The organism is Capnocytophaga gingivalis (assembly GCF_002302415.1).
Taxonomy (GTDB): domain Bacteria; phylum Bacteroidota; class Bacteroidia; order Flavobacteriales; family Flavobacteriaceae; genus Capnocytophaga; species Capnocytophaga gingivalis.
Genome location: NZ_CP022386.1, coordinates 2592432 through 2614358, shown reverse-complemented (window position 1 = coordinate 2614358; position 21927 = coordinate 2592432). Strand labels below are relative to the sequence as shown.

Annotated in this window: 32 protein-coding genes; 28 read left to right on the top strand and 4 right to left on the bottom strand. The window is 43.0% G+C overall.

Features of this window, described 5'->3' with window-relative positions:
* Positions 1 to 90 precede the first annotated feature (90 nt).
* On the top strand, positions 91 to 2202 hold the full coding sequence (locus CGC50_RS12520; protein WP_095911075.1) for a TonB-dependent receptor: 2112 nt from the start codon (positions 91 to 93) through the stop codon (positions 2200 to 2202).
* Between the two features lie 138 nt (positions 2203 to 2340).
* Here CGC50_RS12520 and CGC50_RS12515 read toward each other — a convergent pair whose 3' ends face one another.
* From CGC50_RS12515 to CGC50_RS12500, 4 genes are all read right to left on the bottom strand, one after another.
* Entirely contained in the window at positions 2341 to 4143 is a 1803-nt protein-coding gene (locus CGC50_RS12515) for a GNAT family N-acyltransferase (protein ID WP_095911074.1), read from the bottom strand.
* Positions 4144 to 4341: 198 nt separating this feature from the next.
* Positions 4342 to 4731 (bottom strand): HIT family protein, encoded by a 390-nt coding sequence (locus CGC50_RS12510; RefSeq protein ID WP_095911073.1) that lies wholly within the window; start codon positions 4729 to 4731, stop codon positions 4342 to 4344.
* A gap of 12 nt (positions 4732 to 4743) precedes the next feature.
* On the bottom strand, positions 4744 to 5217 hold the full coding sequence (gene greA, locus CGC50_RS12505; protein ID WP_198541671.1) for a transcription elongation factor GreA: 474 nt from the start codon (positions 5215 to 5217) through the stop codon (positions 4744 to 4746).
* Between the two features lie 591 nt (positions 5218 to 5808).
* On the bottom strand, positions 5809 to 6345 hold the full coding sequence (locus tag CGC50_RS12500) for a helix-turn-helix domain-containing protein (protein WP_095911071.1): 537 nt from the start codon (positions 6343 to 6345) through the stop codon (positions 5809 to 5811).
* Positions 6346 to 6449: 104 nt separating this feature from the next.
* Here CGC50_RS12500 and CGC50_RS12495 point away from each other — a divergent pair, with 104 nt between their 5' ends.
* From CGC50_RS12495 to CGC50_RS12375, 27 genes are all read left to right on the top strand, one after another.
* Positions 6450 to 6665: a hypothetical protein gene (locus CGC50_RS12495; RefSeq protein WP_095911070.1), complete on the top strand. Its 216-nt coding sequence runs from the start codon at positions 6450 to 6452 to the stop codon at positions 6663 to 6665.
* On the top strand, positions 6655 to 6873 hold the full coding sequence (locus CGC50_RS12490; protein ID WP_095911069.1) for a hypothetical protein: 219 nt from the start codon (positions 6655 to 6657) through the stop codon (positions 6871 to 6873). Before CGC50_RS12495 ends, CGC50_RS12490 begins: the two co-directional genes overlap by 11 nt.
* 7 nt (positions 6874 to 6880) lie before the next feature.
* Complete coding sequence (locus CGC50_RS12485) at positions 6881 to 7171, top strand: hypothetical protein (RefSeq protein ID WP_095911068.1); 291 nt, start codon at positions 6881 to 6883, stop codon at positions 7169 to 7171.
* Complete coding sequence (locus CGC50_RS12480) at positions 7171 to 7428, top strand: hypothetical protein (protein ID WP_095911067.1); 258 nt, start codon at positions 7171 to 7173, stop codon at positions 7426 to 7428. Before CGC50_RS12485 ends, CGC50_RS12480 begins: the two co-directional genes overlap by 1 nt.
* Positions 7429 to 7507: 79 nt before the next feature.
* Positions 7508 to 10699, top strand: coding sequence for a DNA primase (dnaG, locus tag CGC50_RS12475; RefSeq protein WP_095911066.1), 3192 nt, complete (start codon positions 7508 to 7510; stop codon positions 10697 to 10699).
* A gap of 11 nt (positions 10700 to 10710) precedes the next feature.
* Entirely contained in the window at positions 10711 to 11058 is a 348-nt protein-coding gene (locus CGC50_RS12470; protein WP_095911065.1) for a hypothetical protein, read from the top strand.
* Between the two features lie 21 nt (positions 11059 to 11079).
* Positions 11080 to 11544 carry a hypothetical protein gene (locus tag CGC50_RS12465; RefSeq protein ID WP_157909478.1) on the top strand — a complete coding sequence of 155 codons (465 nt, stop codon included), beginning with the start codon at positions 11080 to 11082 and terminating at the stop codon, positions 11542 to 11544.
* A gap of 74 nt (positions 11545 to 11618) precedes the next feature.
* Positions 11619 to 12110: a hypothetical protein gene (locus CGC50_RS12460; protein WP_095911063.1), complete on the top strand. Its 492-nt coding sequence runs from the start codon at positions 11619 to 11621 to the stop codon at positions 12108 to 12110.
* A gap of 17 nt (positions 12111 to 12127) precedes the next feature.
* Positions 12128 to 12466: a hypothetical protein gene (locus CGC50_RS12455; RefSeq protein WP_095911062.1), complete on the top strand. Its 339-nt coding sequence runs from the start codon at positions 12128 to 12130 to the stop codon at positions 12464 to 12466.
* Entirely contained in the window at positions 12453 to 13520 is a 1068-nt protein-coding gene (locus CGC50_RS12450; RefSeq protein ID WP_095911061.1) for a DNA cytosine methyltransferase, read from the top strand. The genes CGC50_RS12455 and CGC50_RS12450 overlap by 14 nt, the downstream gene beginning before the upstream one ends.
* Positions 13483 to 13761, top strand: coding sequence for an ASCH domain-containing protein (locus CGC50_RS12445; RefSeq protein WP_095911060.1), 279 nt, complete (start codon positions 13483 to 13485; stop codon positions 13759 to 13761). The genes CGC50_RS12450 and CGC50_RS12445 overlap by 38 nt, the downstream gene beginning before the upstream one ends.
* Before the next feature lie 7 nt (positions 13762 to 13768).
* On the top strand, positions 13769 to 14356 hold the full coding sequence (locus CGC50_RS12440; RefSeq protein WP_095911059.1) for a hypothetical protein: 588 nt from the start codon (positions 13769 to 13771) through the stop codon (positions 14354 to 14356).
* A gap of 21 nt (positions 14357 to 14377) precedes the next feature.
* Positions 14378 to 14668 carry a DUF4406 domain-containing protein gene (locus CGC50_RS12435; RefSeq protein WP_095911058.1) on the top strand — a complete coding sequence of 97 codons (291 nt, stop codon included), beginning with the start codon at positions 14378 to 14380 and terminating at the stop codon, positions 14666 to 14668.
* A 30-nt stretch (positions 14669 to 14698) separates the two neighbouring features.
* Positions 14699 to 14968: a hypothetical protein gene (locus tag CGC50_RS12430; RefSeq protein ID WP_157909477.1), complete on the top strand. Its 270-nt coding sequence runs from the start codon at positions 14699 to 14701 to the stop codon at positions 14966 to 14968.
* 71 nt (positions 14969 to 15039) lie between these two features.
* Complete coding sequence (locus CGC50_RS12425) at positions 15040 to 15543, top strand: hypothetical protein (protein ID WP_095911056.1); 504 nt, start codon at positions 15040 to 15042, stop codon at positions 15541 to 15543.
* A 190-nt stretch (positions 15544 to 15733) separates the two neighbouring features.
* Positions 15734 to 16519, top strand: coding sequence for a S49 family peptidase (locus CGC50_RS12420; RefSeq protein ID WP_095911055.1), 786 nt, complete (start codon positions 15734 to 15736; stop codon positions 16517 to 16519).
* Complete coding sequence (locus tag CGC50_RS12415; protein ID WP_095911054.1) at positions 16516 to 16947, top strand: hypothetical protein; 432 nt, start codon at positions 16516 to 16518, stop codon at positions 16945 to 16947. Before CGC50_RS12420 ends, CGC50_RS12415 begins: the two co-directional genes overlap by 4 nt.
* A gap of 34 nt (positions 16948 to 16981) precedes the next feature.
* Entirely contained in the window at positions 16982 to 17983 is a 1002-nt protein-coding gene (locus tag CGC50_RS12410; RefSeq protein WP_095911053.1) for a hypothetical protein, read from the top strand.
* 15 nt (positions 17984 to 17998) lie between these two features.
* Positions 17999 to 18439: a hypothetical protein gene (locus CGC50_RS12405; RefSeq protein WP_095911052.1), complete on the top strand. Its 441-nt coding sequence runs from the start codon at positions 17999 to 18001 to the stop codon at positions 18437 to 18439.
* Between the two features lie 35 nt (positions 18440 to 18474).
* A complete protein-coding gene (locus CGC50_RS12400) occupies positions 18475 to 19020 on the top strand; it encodes a hypothetical protein (protein ID WP_157909476.1) in 546 nt (181 codons plus the stop codon).
* A gap of 34 nt (positions 19021 to 19054) precedes the next feature.
* Positions 19055 to 19432 carry a hypothetical protein gene (locus tag CGC50_RS12395; protein ID WP_095911050.1) on the top strand — a complete coding sequence of 126 codons (378 nt, stop codon included), beginning with the start codon at positions 19055 to 19057 and terminating at the stop codon, positions 19430 to 19432.
* A 60-nt stretch (positions 19433 to 19492) separates the two neighbouring features.
* Positions 19493 to 20185: a hypothetical protein gene (locus CGC50_RS12390; protein WP_095911049.1), complete on the top strand. Its 693-nt coding sequence runs from the start codon at positions 19493 to 19495 to the stop codon at positions 20183 to 20185.
* A 271-nt stretch (positions 20186 to 20456) separates the two neighbouring features.
* Positions 20457 to 20615 carry a hypothetical protein gene (locus CGC50_RS13835; protein ID WP_157909475.1) on the top strand — a complete coding sequence of 53 codons (159 nt, stop codon included), beginning with the start codon at positions 20457 to 20459 and terminating at the stop codon, positions 20613 to 20615.
* A 6-nt stretch (positions 20616 to 20621) separates the two neighbouring features.
* Entirely contained in the window at positions 20622 to 20789 is a 168-nt protein-coding gene (locus tag CGC50_RS13830; protein ID WP_157909474.1) for a hypothetical protein, read from the top strand.
* Positions 20786 to 21067 (top strand): hypothetical protein, encoded by a 282-nt coding sequence (locus CGC50_RS12385; protein WP_095911048.1) that lies wholly within the window; start codon positions 20786 to 20788, stop codon positions 21065 to 21067. The genes CGC50_RS13830 and CGC50_RS12385 overlap by 4 nt, the downstream gene beginning before the upstream one ends.
* A gap of 11 nt (positions 21068 to 21078) precedes the next feature.
* On the top strand, positions 21079 to 21336 hold the full coding sequence (locus CGC50_RS12380) for a hypothetical protein (protein WP_095911047.1): 258 nt from the start codon (positions 21079 to 21081) through the stop codon (positions 21334 to 21336).
* Between the two features lie 26 nt (positions 21337 to 21362).
* On the top strand, positions 21363 to 21818 hold the full coding sequence (locus CGC50_RS12375) for a hypothetical protein (protein ID WP_095911046.1): 456 nt from the start codon (positions 21363 to 21365) through the stop codon (positions 21816 to 21818).
* Positions 21819 to 21927 lie beyond the last annotated feature (109 nt).

The window sequence follows — 21927 nt, the reverse complement described above, 5'->3', positions numbered from 1 at the left end:
ATTTTTGCACTTGGGTAGCAAAGATAGGCCTTTTTTTATTATCTAATGACAAATAATGCCCCTTTATTTGTAAAAAACGCTTTTTTTACAATGAAAAAAACATTGTTTTGTGGGGCATTAGTTCTTTCGCTTCCCTCTTTTGCTCAAGAGATGCCCGCTATCAAGGATTCTCTCTCAGAGAAACCTATCTCATTGGATGAGGTCGTGGTACAAGGTATCCGCGCCCGAGAAAACACTCCTATAAGTTTCTCCAATGTGTCTAAAAAAGAAATCCAACAAAAAAATAGTGGGCAACAGCTACCGATCTTGCTGGGCAACCTGCCTAATGTGGTTTCTTATTCTGAAGATGGGGCAGGCTATGGTGCCACTGCACTCTTTATTCGTGGAAATGACACTTATCGAACCAATGTGACTATCAATGGGATTCCTTACAATGATGCTGAATCTCAAGGGGTTTTCTTCTACAATCTCTCTGATTTCGCCTCCTCTGCCGAAAATATCCAACTACAGCGAGGAGTAGGTACTTCTACCAATGGGGCAGGTGCCTTCGGGGCTAGCCTAAATATCCTTTCTGATGCCTCATCGGAAAAACCTTATGCGCAAATTGCCAATTACCTCGGATCTTATATGACCCATAAGCATGCCATTAAGTTCTCTACAGGAAAACTCAAGGAGCATTTCGAACTGGCCGGACGCTTCTCCAAAATCAATTCTGATGGGTATATCGATCGGGCTTCTTCTGACCTTAAGTCTTATTTCCTTCAGGGAGCTTATAGCAATAACAACACATTGATTAAGGGATTGGTCTTCGGAGGTACAGAAAAGACTTACCTTACTTACAAGGGGATATCTGCCGAACAATTACAAAAGGATAGAAGGTACAATCCCGCAGGAAAATATACTGTTGGTGGACAAACATTTTTCTATGATAACGAGACTGATAACTACCAACAAGATCACGCCCAACTTCATTGGACTCAAAAGTGGGATGAGCATTGGAATACCAATCTTTCTCTCCACTATACCAAAGGAAAAGGATACTGGGAACAGATGGACAATTGGGGGGACAGTAAGGGAAACTTCGTGATTCGCTATCAGCTGGACAATGATTTCTATGGTACTGTATTCTCTGCTAACTACCGCAAACAGGCTATTGAGCTTGTCTTAGGGGGAGCCGCCAATGTATACGAAGGAAATCACTATAACGAAACCGTTTGGACTGAGAACGCTACTAACCCTTACAGAGACATCTCCGATTGGGTATATGGGAACAAGCAGGAAGTATCTGCCTTCACCAAGCTCACTTGGCAGATAGCTCCCAAGCTAAGCCTATTCGGGGATATTCAATACAGAAGAGTCAATTTCAGATCAACTCTTAAGAAAACTCAAGTCAATGAGTCTATTCCTATGCTCAATCCTAAAGCAGGGATTAGCTATTTTCTCTCCCCTGCCAGTACTCTCTATTTCTCTTTTGCTCATGCTACCAAAGAGCCTAACCGAAGTGATTACAAGGAATATGCTAAGAATATCAAGAAGGGAGCTGAACTTCCTCGCCAGGAAAAGGTCAATGACTTCGAGCTGGGATGGCGCTATATCTCTGAGAAAGTAAAACTCAATGCCAATGTATACTACATGCTCTATAAGGATCAGTTGGTGCTCACTGGTGATATCAGCAATACGGGCTATTCCTTACGCAAAAATAGTGGGAAAAGCTATCGTACTGGGGTAGAAATTGATGCTACTGTAGCACTTGCCCCTCGCTGGGAGTGGACTCCTAATATGTCTTTTAGTAAAAATAAAAATATTGACTATACCATTCAGGATCCCAATACACCTACTCAGAAGATTAACTTAGGGAATACTGACATTTCTTTCTCGCCTGATTGGGTTGTGGGCAATACAATCTCTTTCACTCCTATTGACAACTTCCAGATTAGTCTGATTTCCAAATATATAGGAGAAAGATACTTGACCAATGAAAACCAAGAGAATGCCCTGCTTGAAGATTTTTTAGTACATTCTCTTCACCTCTCTTATGAACTTCTTCCCCAAAAGTTGTTTAAGTCTGTGCTTTTTTCTGTAACAGCCAACAATTTACTTAACAAGAAGTATGTAGCTCATGGAAGATATGCTTCTGGTAAACCTTTATATTTTCCTGCTGCTGAGCTCAATAGCATGGTTGGAATCACCTTTACTTTCTAAAATAAAAACGAAAGCACTCTAATCAAGCGCAATAAAATGGCGTCTCTACGCTTAATCACCATCTAAAGATGGCTTTCCTGTAGAGACGCCTTTTATTGCGCATTTTTTTATTATCTTAGCTTACTCTTAAAACTCTTCTCAGGATTCTCCTTTCTCCAACTGGGACTGGAACTCCTCTATAGCTGGCTTGATGGTACTTTCTGGAAGATCATCTATGCGAATATACATAAGCCCATCTACTGCATTGTTAAAGAGTGGATCCACATTGAAAGCGATCACTTTGGCATTCTGCTTTATATACTTCTTAATGAGTACTGGCAAGCGTAGGTCGCCTGGTTCCAATTCGTCTATAATTTTGTCGAATTTGTTAAGGTCAGACTGGGTCTCATCAAAGATAAAATCCTTATCAGCATCCTTGAGCTTTACTTTATATTCCTTCTTAGGCTTTACATACTGAGCTATATAAGGGTCATAGAAATTGGATTTCATGAACTCTATCATCAGCGATTTGGAAAAGTCCGAGAATTGGTTGGAGATACTCACACCTCCCAATAGGTACTTATGTTCTGGGAAATGTAGTGTTGTCAGGGCAATCCCTTTCCAGAGTAGGAATAGTGGCATCGGCTTTTGTTGATACTCACTCACTACAAAAGCACGCCCCATCTCTATAGTCTGCCGAAGCATGGTATGTAGCTCAGAATCAAATCGGAACAAGCTATGAGTATAAAAACCATTCACCCCATACATATCGAAGAAATCACTCCCTAAGCCCATACGATAGGCGCCTACTATTCGCTTGGTGTCACTCTCCCAAAGGAAAAGATGGCGATAGTAAGTATCATATTCGTCCAAATCAATAGAGAGGTTGGTACCCTCCCCTACTTCACGGAAGGTAATTTCTCTTAATCTACCTATTTCATGAAGAATATTAGGAATATACTCAGCCTTGGCTAAAAATATCTCATATTCTTTGTGTTGCAATAAGCGTGTACCCTTCTGCTGGCGTAGAGCTTCTATTTCCTTTTCCAATAGTTCCTCAGCTATAGGAGGGGCTACTTCCTCAGGATCCTTATTAGTATTGACCTTTATCATCGAGGCAAAGGGTCTAAAATGCTTCTTCTGCTCATAAGTATTCGAGAGCAGATAGGTCTTCTTGCGAAGGAAATTGGAGAACTCATACAAGTCCTCTATTTCATCCTGTGTCTTAGGCAATATAGGACGCCCTATACGGATTTTTATACTCTTATTCTTCTGGGTAAGTAGCTCTGAAGGGAGCTTAGCTGTACGCAATATATCACTCTGCTTAGCCAATTGGTAGAACAAGGGACTATTCTTAGCATGGAAATAGATAGGGATAATAGGCACATTCGCCTTTTTGATAAGCTTAATAGCCGATTTGTCCCAAGTCTTATCCACATAAATATTCCCACTAATCTGCGTAGAAACCTCTCCTGCGGGGAACATTCCTAAGGGTTTTCCCTCTGCTAAGTGCGCCATGGCTTGCTTAAAACCTTGCAGGCTAGAGGAAGCCTCCTTATGATCCTCGAACGGATTCACTTGGAATATATAAGGAGCCAAAGGTTCTATCTTGGAAAGCAAAAAATTGGCTATTATTTTATAGTCTGGCCGCTGCTCTATGAGCATCTTTAGGAGTATGATTCCATCCAATCCTCCTAAAGGGTGGTTAGAGATAGTAATAAAAGGTCCTTCCTTGGGGATCTTTCTGAGGTCTTCCTCTGGAACTTCATAATGTACCTTGAACTCCTTAAGCAATGCTGAAAGAAACTCTACCCCTTGCAAATGCTTGTTCCTATCATATATTCTATTCAATGGTGCCAAGCGTAGTAGGTGTAAAAGCCCCCATCCCACAGAAGTCCCTACAAATCCTAACTTATCTATCTTGATAGCTTTCGCTAACTCTTTCGCTGTGATTAACCCCATATGTTGTTATAAATCTTTTGATAATGTCTCTCTAAAATAGATTTTTTGTATGAGAAAAACACACTGTTTTTCAGATTGCAAATATAAGAATTTTTTATCAAAAATAAGCCTTATTGTTTTATTTTTTATAGAAAAAACTTTGTCAAAGCATAAAACCCTTGACAAAGTTCTCTTGTAATATACTTGAATCCTATTGTATTATAGGTAAGATTTTATCTTATCTGCTACCTCTTGAAATTCTTCATTTGTAAGGGTTACCTTTTCCTCAAAGGTCATTTCTTTCATCCTCGAGATAGGAATCAGGTGTATGTGTGCATGATGCACTTCCAGTCCTACTACTGCCATCCCTACTCGTTCACAAGGAATAGCTTTCTCTTGAGCTATTGCTATCTTGCGGGCAAACTCTAATAGGTGATGATATAGTGTCTCATCCAAGTCAAAAAGCTTATCTACTTCTTTCTTGGGAATGCACAGAGTATGTCCTATTGCATTGGGGTTGATATCCAAAAAGGCAAAACAATGTTCGTCTTCTGCTATCTTATAACAGGGTATCTCCCCGTTGATAATTTTAGTAAAAATAGATGCCATGGTTATTCTTTATTAGCGGGTTATCTCTATAATTTCCATCTGAAGGGTACCATTAGGTACTTTTATCTCAGCTATATCACCTACAGACTTACCTAAAAGCCCACGTCCTATAGGAGAACTTACCGAAATCTTCCCTGTCTTTAGATCGGCCTCACTTTCAGCAACCAAAGTATAGGTCATTACGGCATTATTGGCTTTGTTCTTGAGTTTTACTGTCGAGAGAATCAATACTTTTGAAGTATCCAACTGTGATTCATCTATCACACGGGCACTGGCGACAAGCTCTTCCAACTTGGCTATCTTCATCTCCAGAAGCCCTTGAGCTTCCTTAGCAGCATCATACTCAGCATTTTCAGAAAGGTCTCCCTTATCTCTAGCTTCTGCTATAGCTTGTGAGGCTCTTGGGCGCTCTACATCTCGTAGCTGATCTAGCTCTGCCTTAAGTGCTTTTAATCCTTCTTCTGTATAATAAGCTACTTTCATAATTTATTTCTTTTTTAGTTTGACAAATTAATAAAAAAATGACACTCCAGCAAAGTTCAATTAAGCAAAAGACTAATCCCTCTCTGTCTGGAATGACGTAAATAGTAAAAAATCAGCCCTATAGCTAAAAACTATGGGACTTGATTTCTTCGGGGCAAAGATACAAACTTAAATCTATTCCACAAGGAAAAAAGTAAAAAAATTACACTTTGCCGATTCCTCAACCTCTTACTCTATATTTAGCCCCCAATTATTATACTCTTATTCTAATTCTTTTTTAGGTGTTGAGTACTGACCTCTGTTACTTATAGTGTATTCGGTAGCGTATTCGATAACGTATTCGGTTCGTAAAATATAGAGAATTTTAGTCATAAAAAAAGAGTGATTTTTAATACAAACCACTCTCTTTCAAAGATTTACATTTTGTAGCGAAGACGGGATTTGAACCCGTGACCTTTGGGTTATGAACTGAAAATGAATTAATTTCGTTTTTCTTTCACATTGAAAATCAATCACTTACAAAGTTGAAAAAGAGTGATTTGTATTCGGTTATCGTATTCTTATTTTTTATGTATATATCTGATTTACAATTTGTTATTGAATAATTTTTTTATTAAAAATATCTCCATATCCTAAAAGTAACCACATGGGGTTTATTTCTGGCATTTTAAGCATAAGGGTTTCTAACAAGCTGGCAGGGACTTCCTTATTCCCTGCTATGTAGATAAGAAGGGTTGCTCTCTTAATTCCTAAGATAGAAGCAAGAGTATCATAGCTAATGTTTCTTACCTTACATATTTCATCCAATCGGAGACCTACTCGCTCTAAAGCAGCCCGATCGTGAGAACCTTCATAGCGGGAAAGATCGTCTTTTATCCAATTTACAGGCTCTAAGTAAGGAGCGTCTGCTCCATCCTTGAGCATGTTCCCCTTTCCTGTAAGTAGCCAATTGGCGTTATATTTAGGGTATTTTTTTAGTAGTTTTATCACCCATTCCACAGAGATAGAGGAATGTTTACGAATAGCACGAGAGAGTACTCCTTGACTTGCTCCTATTTCACTTTCTAAAGAGGTTACGTTAATTCCCTCATTTTCAATTAACTGACTGATGTTGTTGAAAAACTTTTCCATAGCAAATGAAAATTATCATGTTTAACTTTGTTTATAATGAAAATTATCATTAACTTTGTAGCCGAATTGTAGCCTATTAATGATTCTCAAAAATAATAAAAAAAATGAAACCATCCAAGAAACTTATTGAAAAAATTATTGCAGATAATGATTTTTCATTAGACATAGCTAAGGCTTTAAAAAAAAGACAATATGCTATTATCAATCGTGCAAAACGCAAATCAGAATTATTGCTTTTGTCCGCTTGTATAAAAGTATATAAGGAATATGGCCTTTCAGAGGAAGATATTTACGCAAAAGACGAAGAAAATGACAGCTGAGACTGTGTTGATCGTGTTCAGAGAACTTAGCACAGAAGAAAAAAAAAGATTTATTAGCCTATTAGCTAATGAAAATTTTCCTCTTAAAAATGTTCGTAAGAAACGGAAACCAAAAGTATGGGATGAAACTGAGATTATCGAAAAATTAGAAGTGCTCTTAAAAAAAGAGGTACTACTGATTGCTATTATAAGTACAATTATAAAATAAGAAAAAAATGAAAGCAAAAGATTTAGAACAAGGAAAATATTACTCCACATTGGAGCTTAGAACCAATGGAGATGTCTTAAGACAGCGCTGGTGGTATATCATCCTTAGAGAAGGTAATAATATTAGGGCTATGGTGGTGGAAAAGCTAATGGATAATCCTATGAGCTTTTATTCGGACTTAGAGGTGTGGTATAGTGATGCCTTTTTTAAGGATATCTCTTTTACGGAATGTGAAAAAAAACACTTTACTTGGGCAATAGAGGATATCATAACAGAATTACAAGCGATAGAAAAATGATGAAAGCATATACTATTATCAAGCAGGAAATAGAGGCGCTTTTTGGCGTGCAAGGGGTGATCCTCCGTATATACGAGGGGGAAGTGCAGTATATTGTGGCCTTTGCCGATTTTAAGAAGATTGGCCAGCTGCGGGAGATTATCCCCGTGGCGGATTGGCGGATGGACTTTTTAGGCAAGCAGGGCGTGATCTGTATCAGCTACCCTGCTGATATGGAGCTGATCCGTAAGGAAATGGAAGAGAGGATGTTTCCCTAAGTAAGTGAAGAGTGAAAAGTGAAGAGTGACTAATCAAAACCTATTTATTACCCTATTCTTATTCTCTAAAATTTAAGCAATGCCCTATATTAAAAATGAAATCATAGATAAGATATACGAATGTGACTTGTGTGAAGCCATAGGCCGTATATATCACGAACCTTCCTATAAGATTCTATCCAATGGCACCGCTAAGGGGCTGTCTCCGTTTACCAATGAACGTACGCCGAGCTTTGTGGTGTCCAACGTGAAGGGGATATGGAAGGACTTTGCCAGCGGCCGCGGCGGAAAGTCTGTTATAGAGTTTATCCAAGCCTATAAGGGTATGGACTTCCCCGAAGCGGTGAAACTGGCTTGTGAGGTGCTCAATATTCCCATAGAATACGAAAAAGAAACCGAAGCACAGAAGGCCAAACGCCAAGAGAAAAAAAGCCTTGGGGAAATTATTGCCTTTGTCAAAGAAAATTATAAAAAAAATTTGCCAAAGTTGTCCCTCGCTCAACAGTATATGCAGGAACGGGGGTTTTCGCAGGAGATTTTGTCGGACTTTGAGATTGGGTACGCCTTGGCGGGGATGTATGAAGTCTTGAAGGAACGCGGGCAAGTGAGTGAGGGGGTAGCCCTTGGGGTGCTCAAAGCGTATCAAAACGGGGGGTATTACGATTTCTTTAAGGGGCGTATCATCTTCCCTATATCGGACAAGCATGGGCATTGTGTGGGATTTGGTGGGCGTGTGATGCCCTCGGAAGCGAAAGAGGGCGCGCCTAAGTACTTGAACAGCCCAGAGAGTGAGGTGTTCCACAAGTCGGAGCTTTTGTACGGCTTCCACTTGGCTCGTAATAGCATGGCACAGCGCGGGGAGGTGTATTTGGTAGAGGGATATACGGATGTGATGCGGATGCATCAGATAGGGTTGCGTAACTGTGTGGCTACCCTTGGGACAGCCCTGAGCGCACAGCACCTTGATCAGATCAAGAAGCTCTGTAAGAAGCTCATCATATTCCGCGATAGTGACAATGCAGGGGCAACAGCTGCCTACAGAGACATGGGGCTGGCCTTAGAAGCGGGCTTGTTTGTCGAGCGGGTGGTGTTTGCCTCCGAGGGTAAGGAGGATCCCGACAGCATAGGTCAGCGGGAGGGCGCTGTGGCGCTGATAGAGGCGGCGAGGTGTGATGCGGTGCTGCACTATTTGCAAGGGGCGTATGAGGAAGCCCTTGGTCGGGCTGACACCAAGGGAAAGAAGGTGATCCTTATGCCTGAGGATAAGAAGCGGCTTAGTGACCTTGCCATGGAGCTTATCGGAAAAATCCCCGATGTGGTGACCCGTGATGCCTATATGGAGCAGGTAAAAGCACGCTTTGGGATTAAGGTAGCCATAGAGAAGCCCAAGGAGGAGAAGACATACCTTGAGACACCTCGTTTTAGCATTTCGGACTTTTTGGATGAGATAGACCTTTTGGAAAGATATCAGTTTCCGAAAGAGGTGGAGGATCCGAGCGTGTATAAAAATGAGATATTGGAGTATGGGGTGTTTCAGCATGCCAATCGTATCTATTGCAGTACGGATAAGGGGAATGCTTTCTATGATATTTCCAACTTCTCCATAGAGATCATACAGCACATGCAGGACGAGCAGTTTCCGATGAAGCTGATACGGATCTGCAATGTGCATGGGGTGGAAAAGATATTTGACGTGCTATCGGAAAAGATAAACACCCTTAACTCGTTCAAGAATGTGGTGACCTCGTATGGTAACTTCTCCTTTTCGGGCTCGGCAGCGCAGCATGAGCGCTTGTTACGGTACCTCTTTGACCGTATGGGTACGGGGCGCAAAATAGACGTATTAGGATGGCAGGCGGAGGGCTTTTGGGTGTGGAATAACAAAATCGTTATCCCAGGATTGCGGGAAGAGGCGATCAACTCGGAGGGGCTTTTTAAGTATCAGCATGACAGCTACTACATTCCTTCGGCTAACAAGAACTTTGAGAAGAATATGTACAAGTATGGGGCGCAGAAGAAGTTTAGGAGTATTCCCACGGAGGTGAGTTTGCCGCAATACCTCAAGCAGCTGTATAAGGTACATAGGGGGCATGCCATTACGGGGATCCTCTTTGGTATTGGTTCGCTGTTTCAGGACATCGTGGTGAGTTGTACGGGTTTTTTTCCGATTCTCTTTTACTTTGGCCCTGCTTCAACGGGTAAGGATAATATATGTGAGGCGATACAATCCTTTGTTGGGCAACCACAGACGGCGATACAGTTGGAGGGGTCGGCCTCGACGATAAAGGCACAGATCCGAGAGTTTGCCCAGTTCAGCAATGGGATTTCGCAGCTCTCTGAGTACAAGCGGGGCAATCCGCAAGTGGATGGGATCATCAAAGGTTTGTGGGATAGGCGCGGGTACAAGCGTGGGAGTATAGAGAGCAGGGTTGCGGTGGATGAAGTGCCGATTATCTCCTCCACGCTGCTTACTGGGAATGATAGCCCCGATGCAGAGGCGCTTATTACCCGCCTTATCTGGGAGGAGATGAAGGTGCAGGAGTTTAGCGAGGAGGCAAAGGCTTCCTATAACAAGCTCAAAGACATGTGCAGGCGCGGGGTGTCGGGGATCTCGGACTGGCTGCTGCATAAGCGGGCTGTATTCCAAGAGCATTTCTTAGAGGTGTATCGAGAGAAAAAGCGGCTGCTAAGTGAGCGGGAGGCGATCAAGGGGGTGCCTGTGCGCATGATAGATAACCTTGCGGTATTGTACGCCGTGTATGGGATCTTTGAACGGGAGGGGATTTTTCCCTTTTGGCAGGAGGATATGGAGCGGCATTTTGATGCGCTGATAGAGAACCAAAGGCGTAAGATAGAGAGCGATTCGGTATATCAGCGGTTTTGGGATTGCTTTATGGTTTGCATGCGCCTGACACAAGGGGAGCGCCTGCAAGTGGATACGAACCTACGGGCTGAGGGCGGGAGTATATACTTTAACTTCAGTACTGTATATAGTATCGTACAGCGCCAATGGTTTGTCCAGTACCGAGAGCAGGCGCCTGGCAAAAGTGAGATGCGCCGACAGCTCAGGGAAGACAGCAGCTATATGGGTGAGGAGAAGAGTATTCGTATTAACACCAACATCAACAGCCCTACCAGTGCTATGAAGATAGACATTGGCAAGTTACGTATTCGTGAGGAGCTCTTGGCAGAGATAGAGGTGCAGTCCCTTCGTACAGCTTCCCCTTTTGCCCCTGCGGCTCCCACAGAGAGTGAAGAGACTATATTTTAAAAACTAAAGCTATGATAAAGTATCATGTATTCGACAGTATGCGAGATCTATTGCCTATATGGGCATATTTGAAGAAAAGCTACACCTATGTGGTGGGCTTGTACCGCGAAGGTTCCCTTATAGGCTGTCATGTGGATTCTCCAAGGAATCCTGTAGGATTAGAGCAATTGGTAAAAAGTGTCTTTGATATATTTCCTCCACGATTGGAGGATATACAGAACTATGTAGAGAAACATGCTACCCGTATAGAATACAGCTACGAGGATTCGGTAACAGGGTATGATGAGGAAGAACGCCCCATTAAGAATGTAAGGATAAAGGGTAAGAGCGAAGAGCTACCACTAACAGATGAAGAGTAACCAGTGATAAATAAAAAAGATATGGAAATAAAACTATTACTACCAAAGTATTTACTGAAATACATGCGCAAGATGTATGGAGAACCGTATCAACTCAAGAGTGATAATGATGTAGGCTTGTATCTCTTGCATATCTTGGAGCGCAAGAGTATGGCCTCAGAGTATAAGTATCACCCCCGTAGTGGAGAGTTACATGCTTATCGGATCGCGGTGAATGCTTCTCAGTATGAGAAGAAGGGGTGCATTCTCTCTCAGGAGAAAATAGGCTTAGTGCTCAAGTATATAGACCAACACTTCCGGAGAGAACTGTACACACAAGCAGTGGTGAACTATCATCAGTTTCAGATCCCGTACAAAGACACCATCCTAAAGCGCTTGGAGATGTACGATATAGAGGAAAGCGACCTGATGTATGAGACCCTCCGCAAAGACTTTAACAGAAAAAAGGGGAGTATAGAGGAGAGACTAATTAAGAATGAGGAGTGAAAAGTGAAGAGTGAAAAGCTCTCACCAGTAGGCAAAAAGTGAATAAGTAATATTAAAAATTTAAAATAATGCCCATGTATTTTATTACAAAGAAAGAAAGTGAAACTGGTAAAAAGTTTCAAAAGATAATGGACAAATTAGATATTTGTCATAAAGATCAAAAGGCATTAGCCGATAAATACGGTTTTACCTCATGGAGGCGTTCTTCTTGGGAAGCTGCAGGAGGGATCTCCTCTGTAACATTCCACAAATGTGCAATTGTAGATGTCAAATTATGGAAGTTAGTTAATAAAGGCAAGAACGAATATAAGCCTCGATTGAATACCAAAGAGGGGAAAGCGCTACAAGCCGAGTTCAAACAAGCCACTGTTATCACCAAGGGAGAACTCAATGCCTGTATAGGTTGGGGGGGAGATTTTATTAACTGTATAGGACTTGATTGGAATAATGATGAATACTTTTGCTTTTTTATCGAAGAAGATTGGACAGATGTTCCCATTCCTGCTGATTGCACAGAGATAACGACCTCTAAATACAGAGAACTTTTTAAAAGGAAAAATGATTAACGGTAAATTTGTGAAAGATGAAAGATAAAATATTAGGGAAGCTCTCTATTGAGCTGATAAAAAAAGAAGATGATAAATATAGTGTTGCGCTAACATCAGAACTCAATGACACACAAATAGGTGTGATAACAGAGATATTATATCGGGCGCATAAAGGGGAATTTGAAGAAAAAAGTCGTAAACTGACAGAGAAGACAATAGACGACTTATCAAAGATTCTGTATGTATATGACCGAAAAGTAAAAGGTGAATGGATACCTTATAAAGAGTTACAAGTGAACCCCCTAACCCTCGAAGTCCCCGAAGGGGGGGACGAGGGACAACGATTAAAAATTATAGAGGATGAAAATCATTGACCTTTTCAGCGGGATTGGGGGCTTTGCGCTCGGCTTTCAGAGAGCAGGCTACCAATTCACAGAGCATTATTTTAGTGAGATCGACAAACACGCCATCGCAAACTATAAACACAATTTTCCACATGCAAAATACATCGGAGACATTACCACTCTTCACGGAGGAGACTTTACAGACATTGACATTATCACTTTCGGATCGCCTTGCCAAGATTTCTCACTTGCTGGAAGAAGAGAGGGGCTTAAAGGAGCCAAAAGTAGCCTTATCGCGCACGCAATTGCCCTCATTGCTCAGCTCAGACCAGGTATTTTTATCTGGGAGAACGTTAAGGGAGCTTTCTCCTCAAACGCTCGTGCAGACTTTTGGGCTATTATCCAAGCGTTTGCCAACATTGGGGGTTATAGACTTGAATGGCAATTGCTTAATACGAGCTGGCTTTTACCCCAAAATAGAGAGCGGATATACCTTGTCGGACATCTTGCAGGAAGAAGTATCCCAGGAGTATTTCCTATCCGAGAAGATGATTTCCTTTATTCAGAAAAAACGACAAGTCAATTACAAGCCCAAATTAGTACCACTCTCAAAGCCAACGGCAATATGAATGCTGATGATACTTATATACAAGTAGGTACTTACCGAACACACAACGACGGCAAGGGATTTCGTGAAGTGAAAAAAAATATTGCCCCCACTATTCCAGCAAGAGCGAGGGAAGATGGTAGTGGTATGCCAGTAATACGCCAACTTCCACGAGGTAAAAATAAAGGAGCAGACCTCAAAATCTGCCCTACTATATCGAGCAACGCCTTTCAAGAGAATAATTTACTTAATGGTGTGCGCCGCCTCACGGAAATCGAATGTGAACGTTTGCAAGGTTTTCCAGATAACTGGACACAATATGGCAATTATAACGAGAGAATAAGGCGTATCTCAAAAACACAACGATACAAGCTAATCGGCAACGCCGTAACCGTGGATATAGTAGAATTAATAGCTAAACGATTAAAATTTTTAGTAGATGAATTTACACCTTACACTCAAGAAAAACTGGTTTGACCTTATTCTCTCAGGAGAGAAGAAGGAGGAATACCGAGAGATCAAGCCTTACTGGGAAAAGCGGCTTATCGGAAAGAAATATGATAGGATCATCTTTCGCAATGGCTATGGGAGCTATGCGCCATGGTTTGTTATTGAACTGAAAAGGATCACCCAAGGCACAGGAAAGAGTGAATGGGGTGCAGAAGAAGGCAAAAGATACTTTGTACTTAGTTTAGGAGAAATAATTTTTAACAAATAAGAAGAGGATGAAAACAGTATTTAAAGAAGGAATGGAAGTTTATGACCAATTAAATTTTCCTAATAAGAAAGGGGTAATTGTAGAGATAAGTAATGAAGAAAATGATCCTTATCCTGTAGAAGTATCTTTTGAAAATGAAGCAGGTCGAAACAACTATACCCCAGATGGTCGTTTTAGTAAAAAACATATTCCAACCCTTTCTACTAAGCCATATGAAATAGTGTTAGAAGGCTTTGAACAAAAAGCACCTCCGCTGACTTTTGAAAAAGCGGAAAAAAAATTGAAGTATGATAGGGACAAATATGCTTATTTTAATTTGGAAGGTATAAATATACTTTATCCTAAGAGTGTTAGTCCAGAAGTGTTTGAAGCTCTTAGACAATTAGTTATTCTTAGAGACTACTACAATGAGGGGTGGCAGCCTGATTGGGAAGATGATAAGAATAAATTTTGTATCTCGGTAGAGAAAGAGAAACTTTGTTTGGAGTTATGGCTCAATACTAGTAGAGTGCTTGCTTTTAAATCACATGAAATAGCCTACAATTTTCTGGAAGAGCAGAAGGAATTATTGGAGAAAGCCAAACCTTTGTTGTAATAGAATTAAACTTGTGAAGCTATGAAAATATACATATCAGGAAAGATAACAGACACGGATATTGAGCAGACACGGGAGAAGTTCCACGAGGCATGTCAGTACTTGATTGCGATGGGACAAACTCCTGTTTCTCCTCTTGAGAATGGGCTGCCCATTGATAGCCCTTGGGAACAGCACATGCTCAGAGATATAGAACTCCTTATGGGGTGTGGAGGTATATTCCTCCTCCCTGACTGGAAGGAAAGCCGAGGGGCTCGTATCGAGCATGCTATCGCTAAGGAATTAGGATTACTGATTCTATCCATGTCATAACTAAACAATAATAGGAAGGAGGTAAAAATCATGAATAACAATCCACATCCACTAAGTAGGCAATTGGGGGAAGAGCTTTCTCAATGGCTCGTTGAGGTAGCTGAAAAGATCTCCGCAGAGAAGAATTTTCAAAAAAGGCTATCAAGATTCCCAAAAGAGATAAAAAAAGCTAAGCTCTTAGATTCAGATGATCAGGAGTTTTTAGAAGAGATTTTTGATTACATGCTGGATCTATCCTTTATTGTGAAAGAAAATAAAGAGGAGTTAGCGGATATCTATGAGGCTTACAATGGATTGTAAGCGGTTACCTGCTTAAAGCGTCCTTTCCTGAATGGGAAAGGGCGCTTATCTTTGCCTATAATCTAAAAAAAATGAGTTACGAATTATGTAATATAGGGGAGGATTTCACGCGGGAGATCCGCCATGTGCTGCTCTTTGACGCGGCGAACTTTACCTTTAACCAAAATCTGAGGGCGCTCACCCCCGATCCGAATGCTGCCCTTGTAAAACTACGAGTGGCTCACCCCAGCGGCTATAACCGTAAGATAAGCCTTAAGGAGCAAAACCACAATGACTACTTCGATATGAAGGTTACCTTTCCCATATACGAGCTGAGCAAGGAGGTACGGCTGAAGCTGATATCCATGCACAAAAAGCGTAAGTATGTCGTTGCCTTGGTGTCGGCTCAGGAGATGCTCGTGGTGGGAAACCATAGGGAACCCTTTAGCCTTACCATAGATGACGACATCGTGGATAACGGTACGGGGAAGGATCTATTTACCATTAGCCTGACAGGGCAAACCATCATTTTCCCAACGCTTGGGAAGATTACGGAGAAGTTCAGAGTGCTGATGTTCTTGCCGCCGATTAATTAGTGGTTAGTTGTTAGTTGTTAGTGGACAGAAGTCAGTAGTTAGTGGTTAGTGGACAGTAGAAAGAGGGGTATAAAAGCTGTCCTTTGGGGGGAGGAAGGGGTGTATTACCTTTGCGGAGGACAGAGGTCAGTGACTAGTGACGAGTTACAAGTGACTAGTGACTAACCACTAATAACTAAGAACTAAAAAAATGATCCTATCAATAGAAAAAGAATATTTGCTCTCCATTATTCCTGGGCTTGTAAAAGGGTTTAAGGATAATGCTTTTGCAGCTTCTGAGAAGTTAGAGGCGGATTATGAGGCTAAGCTGGAGGTGCAGGCGCGTAGTGGGAGTGCCAGCGGACGGGATACTTTCCCCGTAGTGGTGGATATATACGGGGCGATCGTTAAGCATACGTCCTATGACTATATAGGTACTCAGAGCTATGGGCGCTACCTTCGGCAGCTGGACGCGCACCCAAGCGTCTCGGCTATCATCTTGGATATAAACAGCGGCGGGGGTATGGTCTCAGGCACGGCGGAGCTGGCACACATCATCAAAGGGATAGAAAAGCCTATCGTAGCGTATACCAATGGGTATATGTGTAGTGCAGCCTATTGGATTGCGGCGGCCTGCGATAAGGTGGTGAGTAGCCCCTTTGCTGATGTCATAGGAAGCATTGGCACTATGCTACATACGCAAGACTACTCGCAGCTATTCGAGAAGTGGGGCGCCAAAATCTATGAAGTGTATGCCCCAGAGAGCAGCGAAAAGAACAAGCTATGGCGGGACTTGGTAGCAGGAAATGACACCCTTGCTAAGGAGCGCCTCAGCGAGCTGGCTAAGGGCTTTATTAGCTCCGTGCAGGGGTACCGAGCAGACATCAAGGACGACGGGCGCGTGTTCAAGGGGGCTGTATATACCCCTAAGGGCGCACTGGAGGTCGGCCTTGTAGATGAAATAATGAGTTTGGAAACTTTAATAAACGAGATATGAAATACGTATTGTTATCGGCGCTCTTGGGGAGTGCCTTAGAGGAAAAAAAGCCGCTCTTTGGGGGTGAGGCCTATGTAAGCCTTACCGCTTCGCAGCTGGCCAAGGTGGAGGCAGCCCTTGCAGAGAAGAAAGAAGCTGCGACTGCGGAGCAAGTGGTCGCCCTTGAGCAAGAGATTGCCACGCTGAAGGCTGAAAAAGAAAAAGTCGCCACAGAAGGCAAGGCGCTGAGTGAAGCCCTTGGCGAGGCGATGGCGCTGAATGACCTTAAGAGTAACGGGGACGCAATCGCTGACATTGCTGCCCTTGGGAAGACTTGCAAGGAGTACGGAGAGAAACGCCCAGTACATACCCAGCCAAGTAATGACGGGCGTGAACAGCAGAGCGGGGACGAAGTAGTGCGAATGGAAGATGCACACAATCAGCTGTAAGAACAATTTAGAATAACAACTTAAAAGCAAGAATATGGCAAGAAATATTGACATTGAACAAATCAAAAATGAGTTGGTTCGTTATGGAAAGAAAAATCCTTTTGAGCTACAAGCGGCGATTCTTTCGGATAAAATCCTACTGAACCAATTTGCTAAGACTTTGCCAAAGATCAAAGGGGAGTATCATATCCCTTATGTACTAATGACGAACGTGGTGCAAGCCTTTTCGGATACTTGGACTCCGTATGGTAAGGTTTCTTTTGGCAAGAAATTGCTTAAGAACTTCCAACAGAAGATGAACTTTCAGATCAACCCATACGAGGTGTATGATAGCTGGGTAGAAGAACTATACGAAGAGGAGAAGAAACCCAATGAAATGCCTATCAGCAAGTACATCATGCGTATGGCGCAGGATAAGATCATCTCCGACTTGAATGTGGTTTCAGTTGTAGGGAAGTACGATTCTACTCAGGTGGGAAGCACTACTCCTGACTACACCAAGACCATGGATGGGATCAACGAGGTAGTTACCAGAGCTGTGGCGGATACAGAAAACCCCGTTTTCTTGATCCCCGTGGATTCCTCCGCTACCATAGTGGATAGGGTAACGAAGTTTGAAAAAGGGTTGCCTGACCAAGGGAAAGTAAGCACTATCTTCCTCTCCTTGGAAGAGTTCAACGACTATGTAGAGGCGCGTGAGACCCCTGCCAACCAGTACATAGACTTCAAGGATCCACAGCGTGGAAAAACAAAGTTTGGCCGTACCATAGTGGGAGTACCAGGACTGAAGAAAGGGCGTATCATAGCGTGGTACGATGGGAACTTCTTCCGCTTGTACGATCGCAAAGACAATCCCGCACTATTGGACGATGTGCAGGTGCAGGACTATGTAGTGAAGCTCTTCTCTCAGTGGCACTTGGGCTACGATTTTGCGGTGAACCAGTACCTATTCGTAGAGACTGCTGATGCCAGCAAGCACAGAGGCTTGAACAATGATTCACAAAACAAGCTGTTCTATCCAAACCTATTTTTATAATTAAATAGATAATATATGGCAAAAGATAATAATGATAACAGAGAACTGACCCTTGAGGAGCGCGAGGCGCTCCTTGAGGATCGCTCTTCGGAGCTGAGCGCCCGCGAAGCAGCTGTGGATCGCAAGGAATCAGAACTGAATGACATCGGTACGGAGTTGGAGGCACGAGAAAAAGCCCTTGACCAACGTGAACAGTCCCTTGACGAAAGGGAAAAAGCCCTTGCCTTGAGAGAAGCTTCTCAAGAGGGTGCAGGCGCCCCTGAGGTATCAGAGGAAAAGAGAGAGGGGCATGCCTTTTCTTTCCGTGGAAAGAAGTACCAGTTTGCAGACGATGCGCCCTTGCAGATCCTATTCGGTGGGGAGCGCTACACTCAGGAAGAGTTGGCCGCAGACGAGGAAGCACTCGTGCAGCTCATAGGCGGGGGAAGCGCTCTTATTGTAAAGAGTGAAGAGTAAAAACAAATAACGAATAAACTTAAAAGATAAAAGAAATGGCAACAAATTGTTTTGATAATGCTCCGTTTGAGAGCTTGGATAGCTGTCCTAACGACGAGGTGAGCGGGGGTATCAGTACGCGTGTGCTATATGCCCCTACAGCCTTCCTCGACAAGTGTGTCCTCCCTCCTAATACGGGGGAGCTGGGCAAGGCTAACACCATAGAGGAAGGAAACCTAACCCTTGTCACTGGGAAGACATGGAAGGGGATAGACCTACAGATCAACGAGAACGAACTAAAGATGAGCCTTGTGGGCAACGCGGGGAACAAGAAGGCAAAGACAGACCTTGAGGCAAAGATTCCACGCTTTTCGGACAAGGTGCTCGACTTTATCGGCCGTTACAAGAATGTGCCTATGACCTTTATTGTGCCTGATGCTGTAGGTACTTTGTGGGTAGTGGGAACAAAGATTAACCCTGCCTTTATGGATTCTGCTGATGCTACTACAGGCAAGAAAGCCGAAGACGATTCAGGGGTAACACTGAAGATCACCACCAACTCCAAGTTGTACAAGTATGCAGGAAGCATTGCTGAGGCATAATGATTAACGATTAACGATTAATGCTCAATGATTAATGGCAAAGGATCAAGAAAATAAGAACATGGCGACTACTTCCCCCTTAGAACAGGGGGAGGTAAAGCGCCTAAAGCCTAATCTGGAAGAGTGCTTCGAGGTGCTGCTCCCTGGAGGGCGTGTATACTACACTGGGGAGAAGGAAGTACAAGCAGGGTTACAGATCATAGACCTCTCGCGGGTGCCGTACAATGCCTTGGTACTATACATCACGGGGTTTAAGTACTTGGCGCTGAAAGAGGGGGCTGTGGCGCTCTTCTCGGAGCTGGGCACAGCGACCCTTGAGAAGCTCATCGCCCAGAAGCGGGAGCACTACCCTAAGGATGTGCCGTACTTGGAGCGGGCGCTGAAAATGAAAAGAGGAGTGACTAATGATTAATGTTCAATGATTAATGACTAACTACTGATCACTGATCACTGACCACTGATAACTGACATTATGGATTATAAAGCTCAATATAGGGAATTGGTTAATGACTTGGAACGCCTTGGAGGAGATCTTCGAGGCGTTCCTCGCTACTATTCCTTAGAAGCAGAGGCAAAGGTAAGGCGACTTATCAAAGAGCGATCCGCTCAGCCCACTTGTGCGCCTGAATCACAATCCACCCCCACAAGTGGAGAGCCCCCGCAAAAAAGCGAGGAGCCAGCAAAAAAAACGGATTGGATTGCCGATTATCCTGTGGCGCTACATGGGGTGTATAGGGCTAAGCAAGAGGCGTGGCTCCGTGCCTGTTCGCTGAAACTTACACTGAATGCCGTACCTATGGAGGACGAAGGCAAAGCATGCGAGATACAGCGGCAGCTATGGCAGCTCTTTGAGGCAATGGACAACTGCGATGTGGTACTGCAATATTGGCGTGATCATAAGAAGATCCTTGAGCCAGTCCAAGAGGATTACAGCCGCCTTACCCCTATGGAGCTTGTACAGCGCCGCAACACATTGCGCAGTAATATAGTATCACGTGAAAAGAGCTTGGCCAAGTGGGAGGAACAAGCAAAGAGTGAAGAGGGCATGACTGTGAGGAGCTTATGGGTGCTCAATGAGAAGATCGCCAGAAAGCGCGAGGAAGTGGAACAAATGAAACTACAAGTGAAGGAGATAGAAGCATTGATAAATGCCAATAATGATTAATTTCCAAGACAATACACCTATGAAAACACTTGTAACCACTTATCATTTAGCTACTTAAAAAATATTTCTTTTTTTCGTAGAAAACATTTGGTAGTTTCAAAAAAAGTTGTACCTTTGCAATGTTCCAACAAGAGCAACACTTGTTTAAAGTTGCAAAATACCATTATAAACCCATATCCGTGAAGGTGTCGTATAGCCGTAATGCTATACAAACAAATGCGTAAGCTCTTGTTGGAACAACACCCACTCACGGATTTTTTATTTTTATCTTATGTTCCAACAAGAAAAAACAACCGTAGATACTATGCCTGTAATGGAGGCGTTGTATCCCCAAAAACCACAGGCGCCCCGCTCCAAGGGGTTATTGGAAGACCTCTACGAGGAGGTAGCCAAGGAGTATTTTCAAGAAATTCTTCAGGAAGCTCGCTGAGAATGTGTGATCAAGGTAGGTTCCAAGAAGAACAGCTATACCGGAAAGATTACCGATGAATGGCGTATCTGTGCGCTCCATCAGGAGGGCAAGGGAAAAACCTTTGCCACAGCTGTACTCTCGCTCTATGGGGCTATCACTTATGCTAAAGTAAAGGAAGGAGGTGTGCTATGAAAGGAAACACACTACCACGCCCGCTGAATGAAGTACTCGGGAGAAAGCTCGCTTATTGGATCGCCGAGATAGATGGCAGGTTAGACCACGAGGATGATTTTCAGGAAAAACTCTTGCAGTTCCCTAAGCTATTGGAGGACTCAACTTTTTTTGACAAGGAAGAGGAAGCATTTATCAAAGATATGTTTCTGCACATGCTCTCGCTGACCTTTATCGTGCAGCGGCACAAGGAGGAAATAGAGTTATTCTGCGAGGAATACAACAATTTAGGCTGTTAATAAGAAAGCATATGGAAGATTACACAGAAGAGATTCGGGAGCTGATAGGGAGGTATTACAGCCCTATAGCGACCACCGATAGCTGGGTATGTACTTATAAGAGTACCCTTGAGCTGCTGGCTATGGTAGTGGGGGTGATCCCCACTACCCCAGTAAGCGAACACGATATCTACGAGCTGATGAAAGAAATAGGTTTTGCCATAGAACTGGTGGAGCAGGAACAAGGAGAAGCCTTCTTGTGGAAGCTGTATAAGAAGAGTGAGAAGTAACAAGTGAATAACAAAAATTAAAAGCAATGGAAACAAAAGTAACAGACATAGAATTGCGTAAAAAGCAATTAATAGCCGAGGAAAAGGAGTATTGGATGGTTGTCGGCGGGCTTGGAGTGCTCATAGGCCTTGTGGCAGGCTTGGTGCTATGGATAGCGGGGGTAGTGCCTTGGTGGGGTGCCTCGCTGATCCTTGTGGCCACAGTGGCGTATTCCTCCTATACGGATGTGATCGGAAAGCGTTCGGGCGATCGCATACAAGCCATACAGGACGAGGCAGGCTTTGCCGCTCTCAAGCAGCGAGATCAGGAACGAGAGCGAGTAAGGAAAGGGGCATTTTGGCTTATTTTTGCAGGAATGTTTGCCTTTGGGCTATACCTATTTAGTCAGTATACCGATGCAGCGCTGGGTATGATTATTGTATTTACATACTTTGGCGTATGCTTCCTTATCGCGAGGTACTTATGGCGAAAACTTTTATAGTGACCAGTGACAAGTGAAAGAGTCCTTTCCTGAATGGAAAGGGCTCTTTATTTTTGCAGTGGTCAGTAGTCAGTGGACAGAGGCTGACAGCTGACCACTAATAACTAAC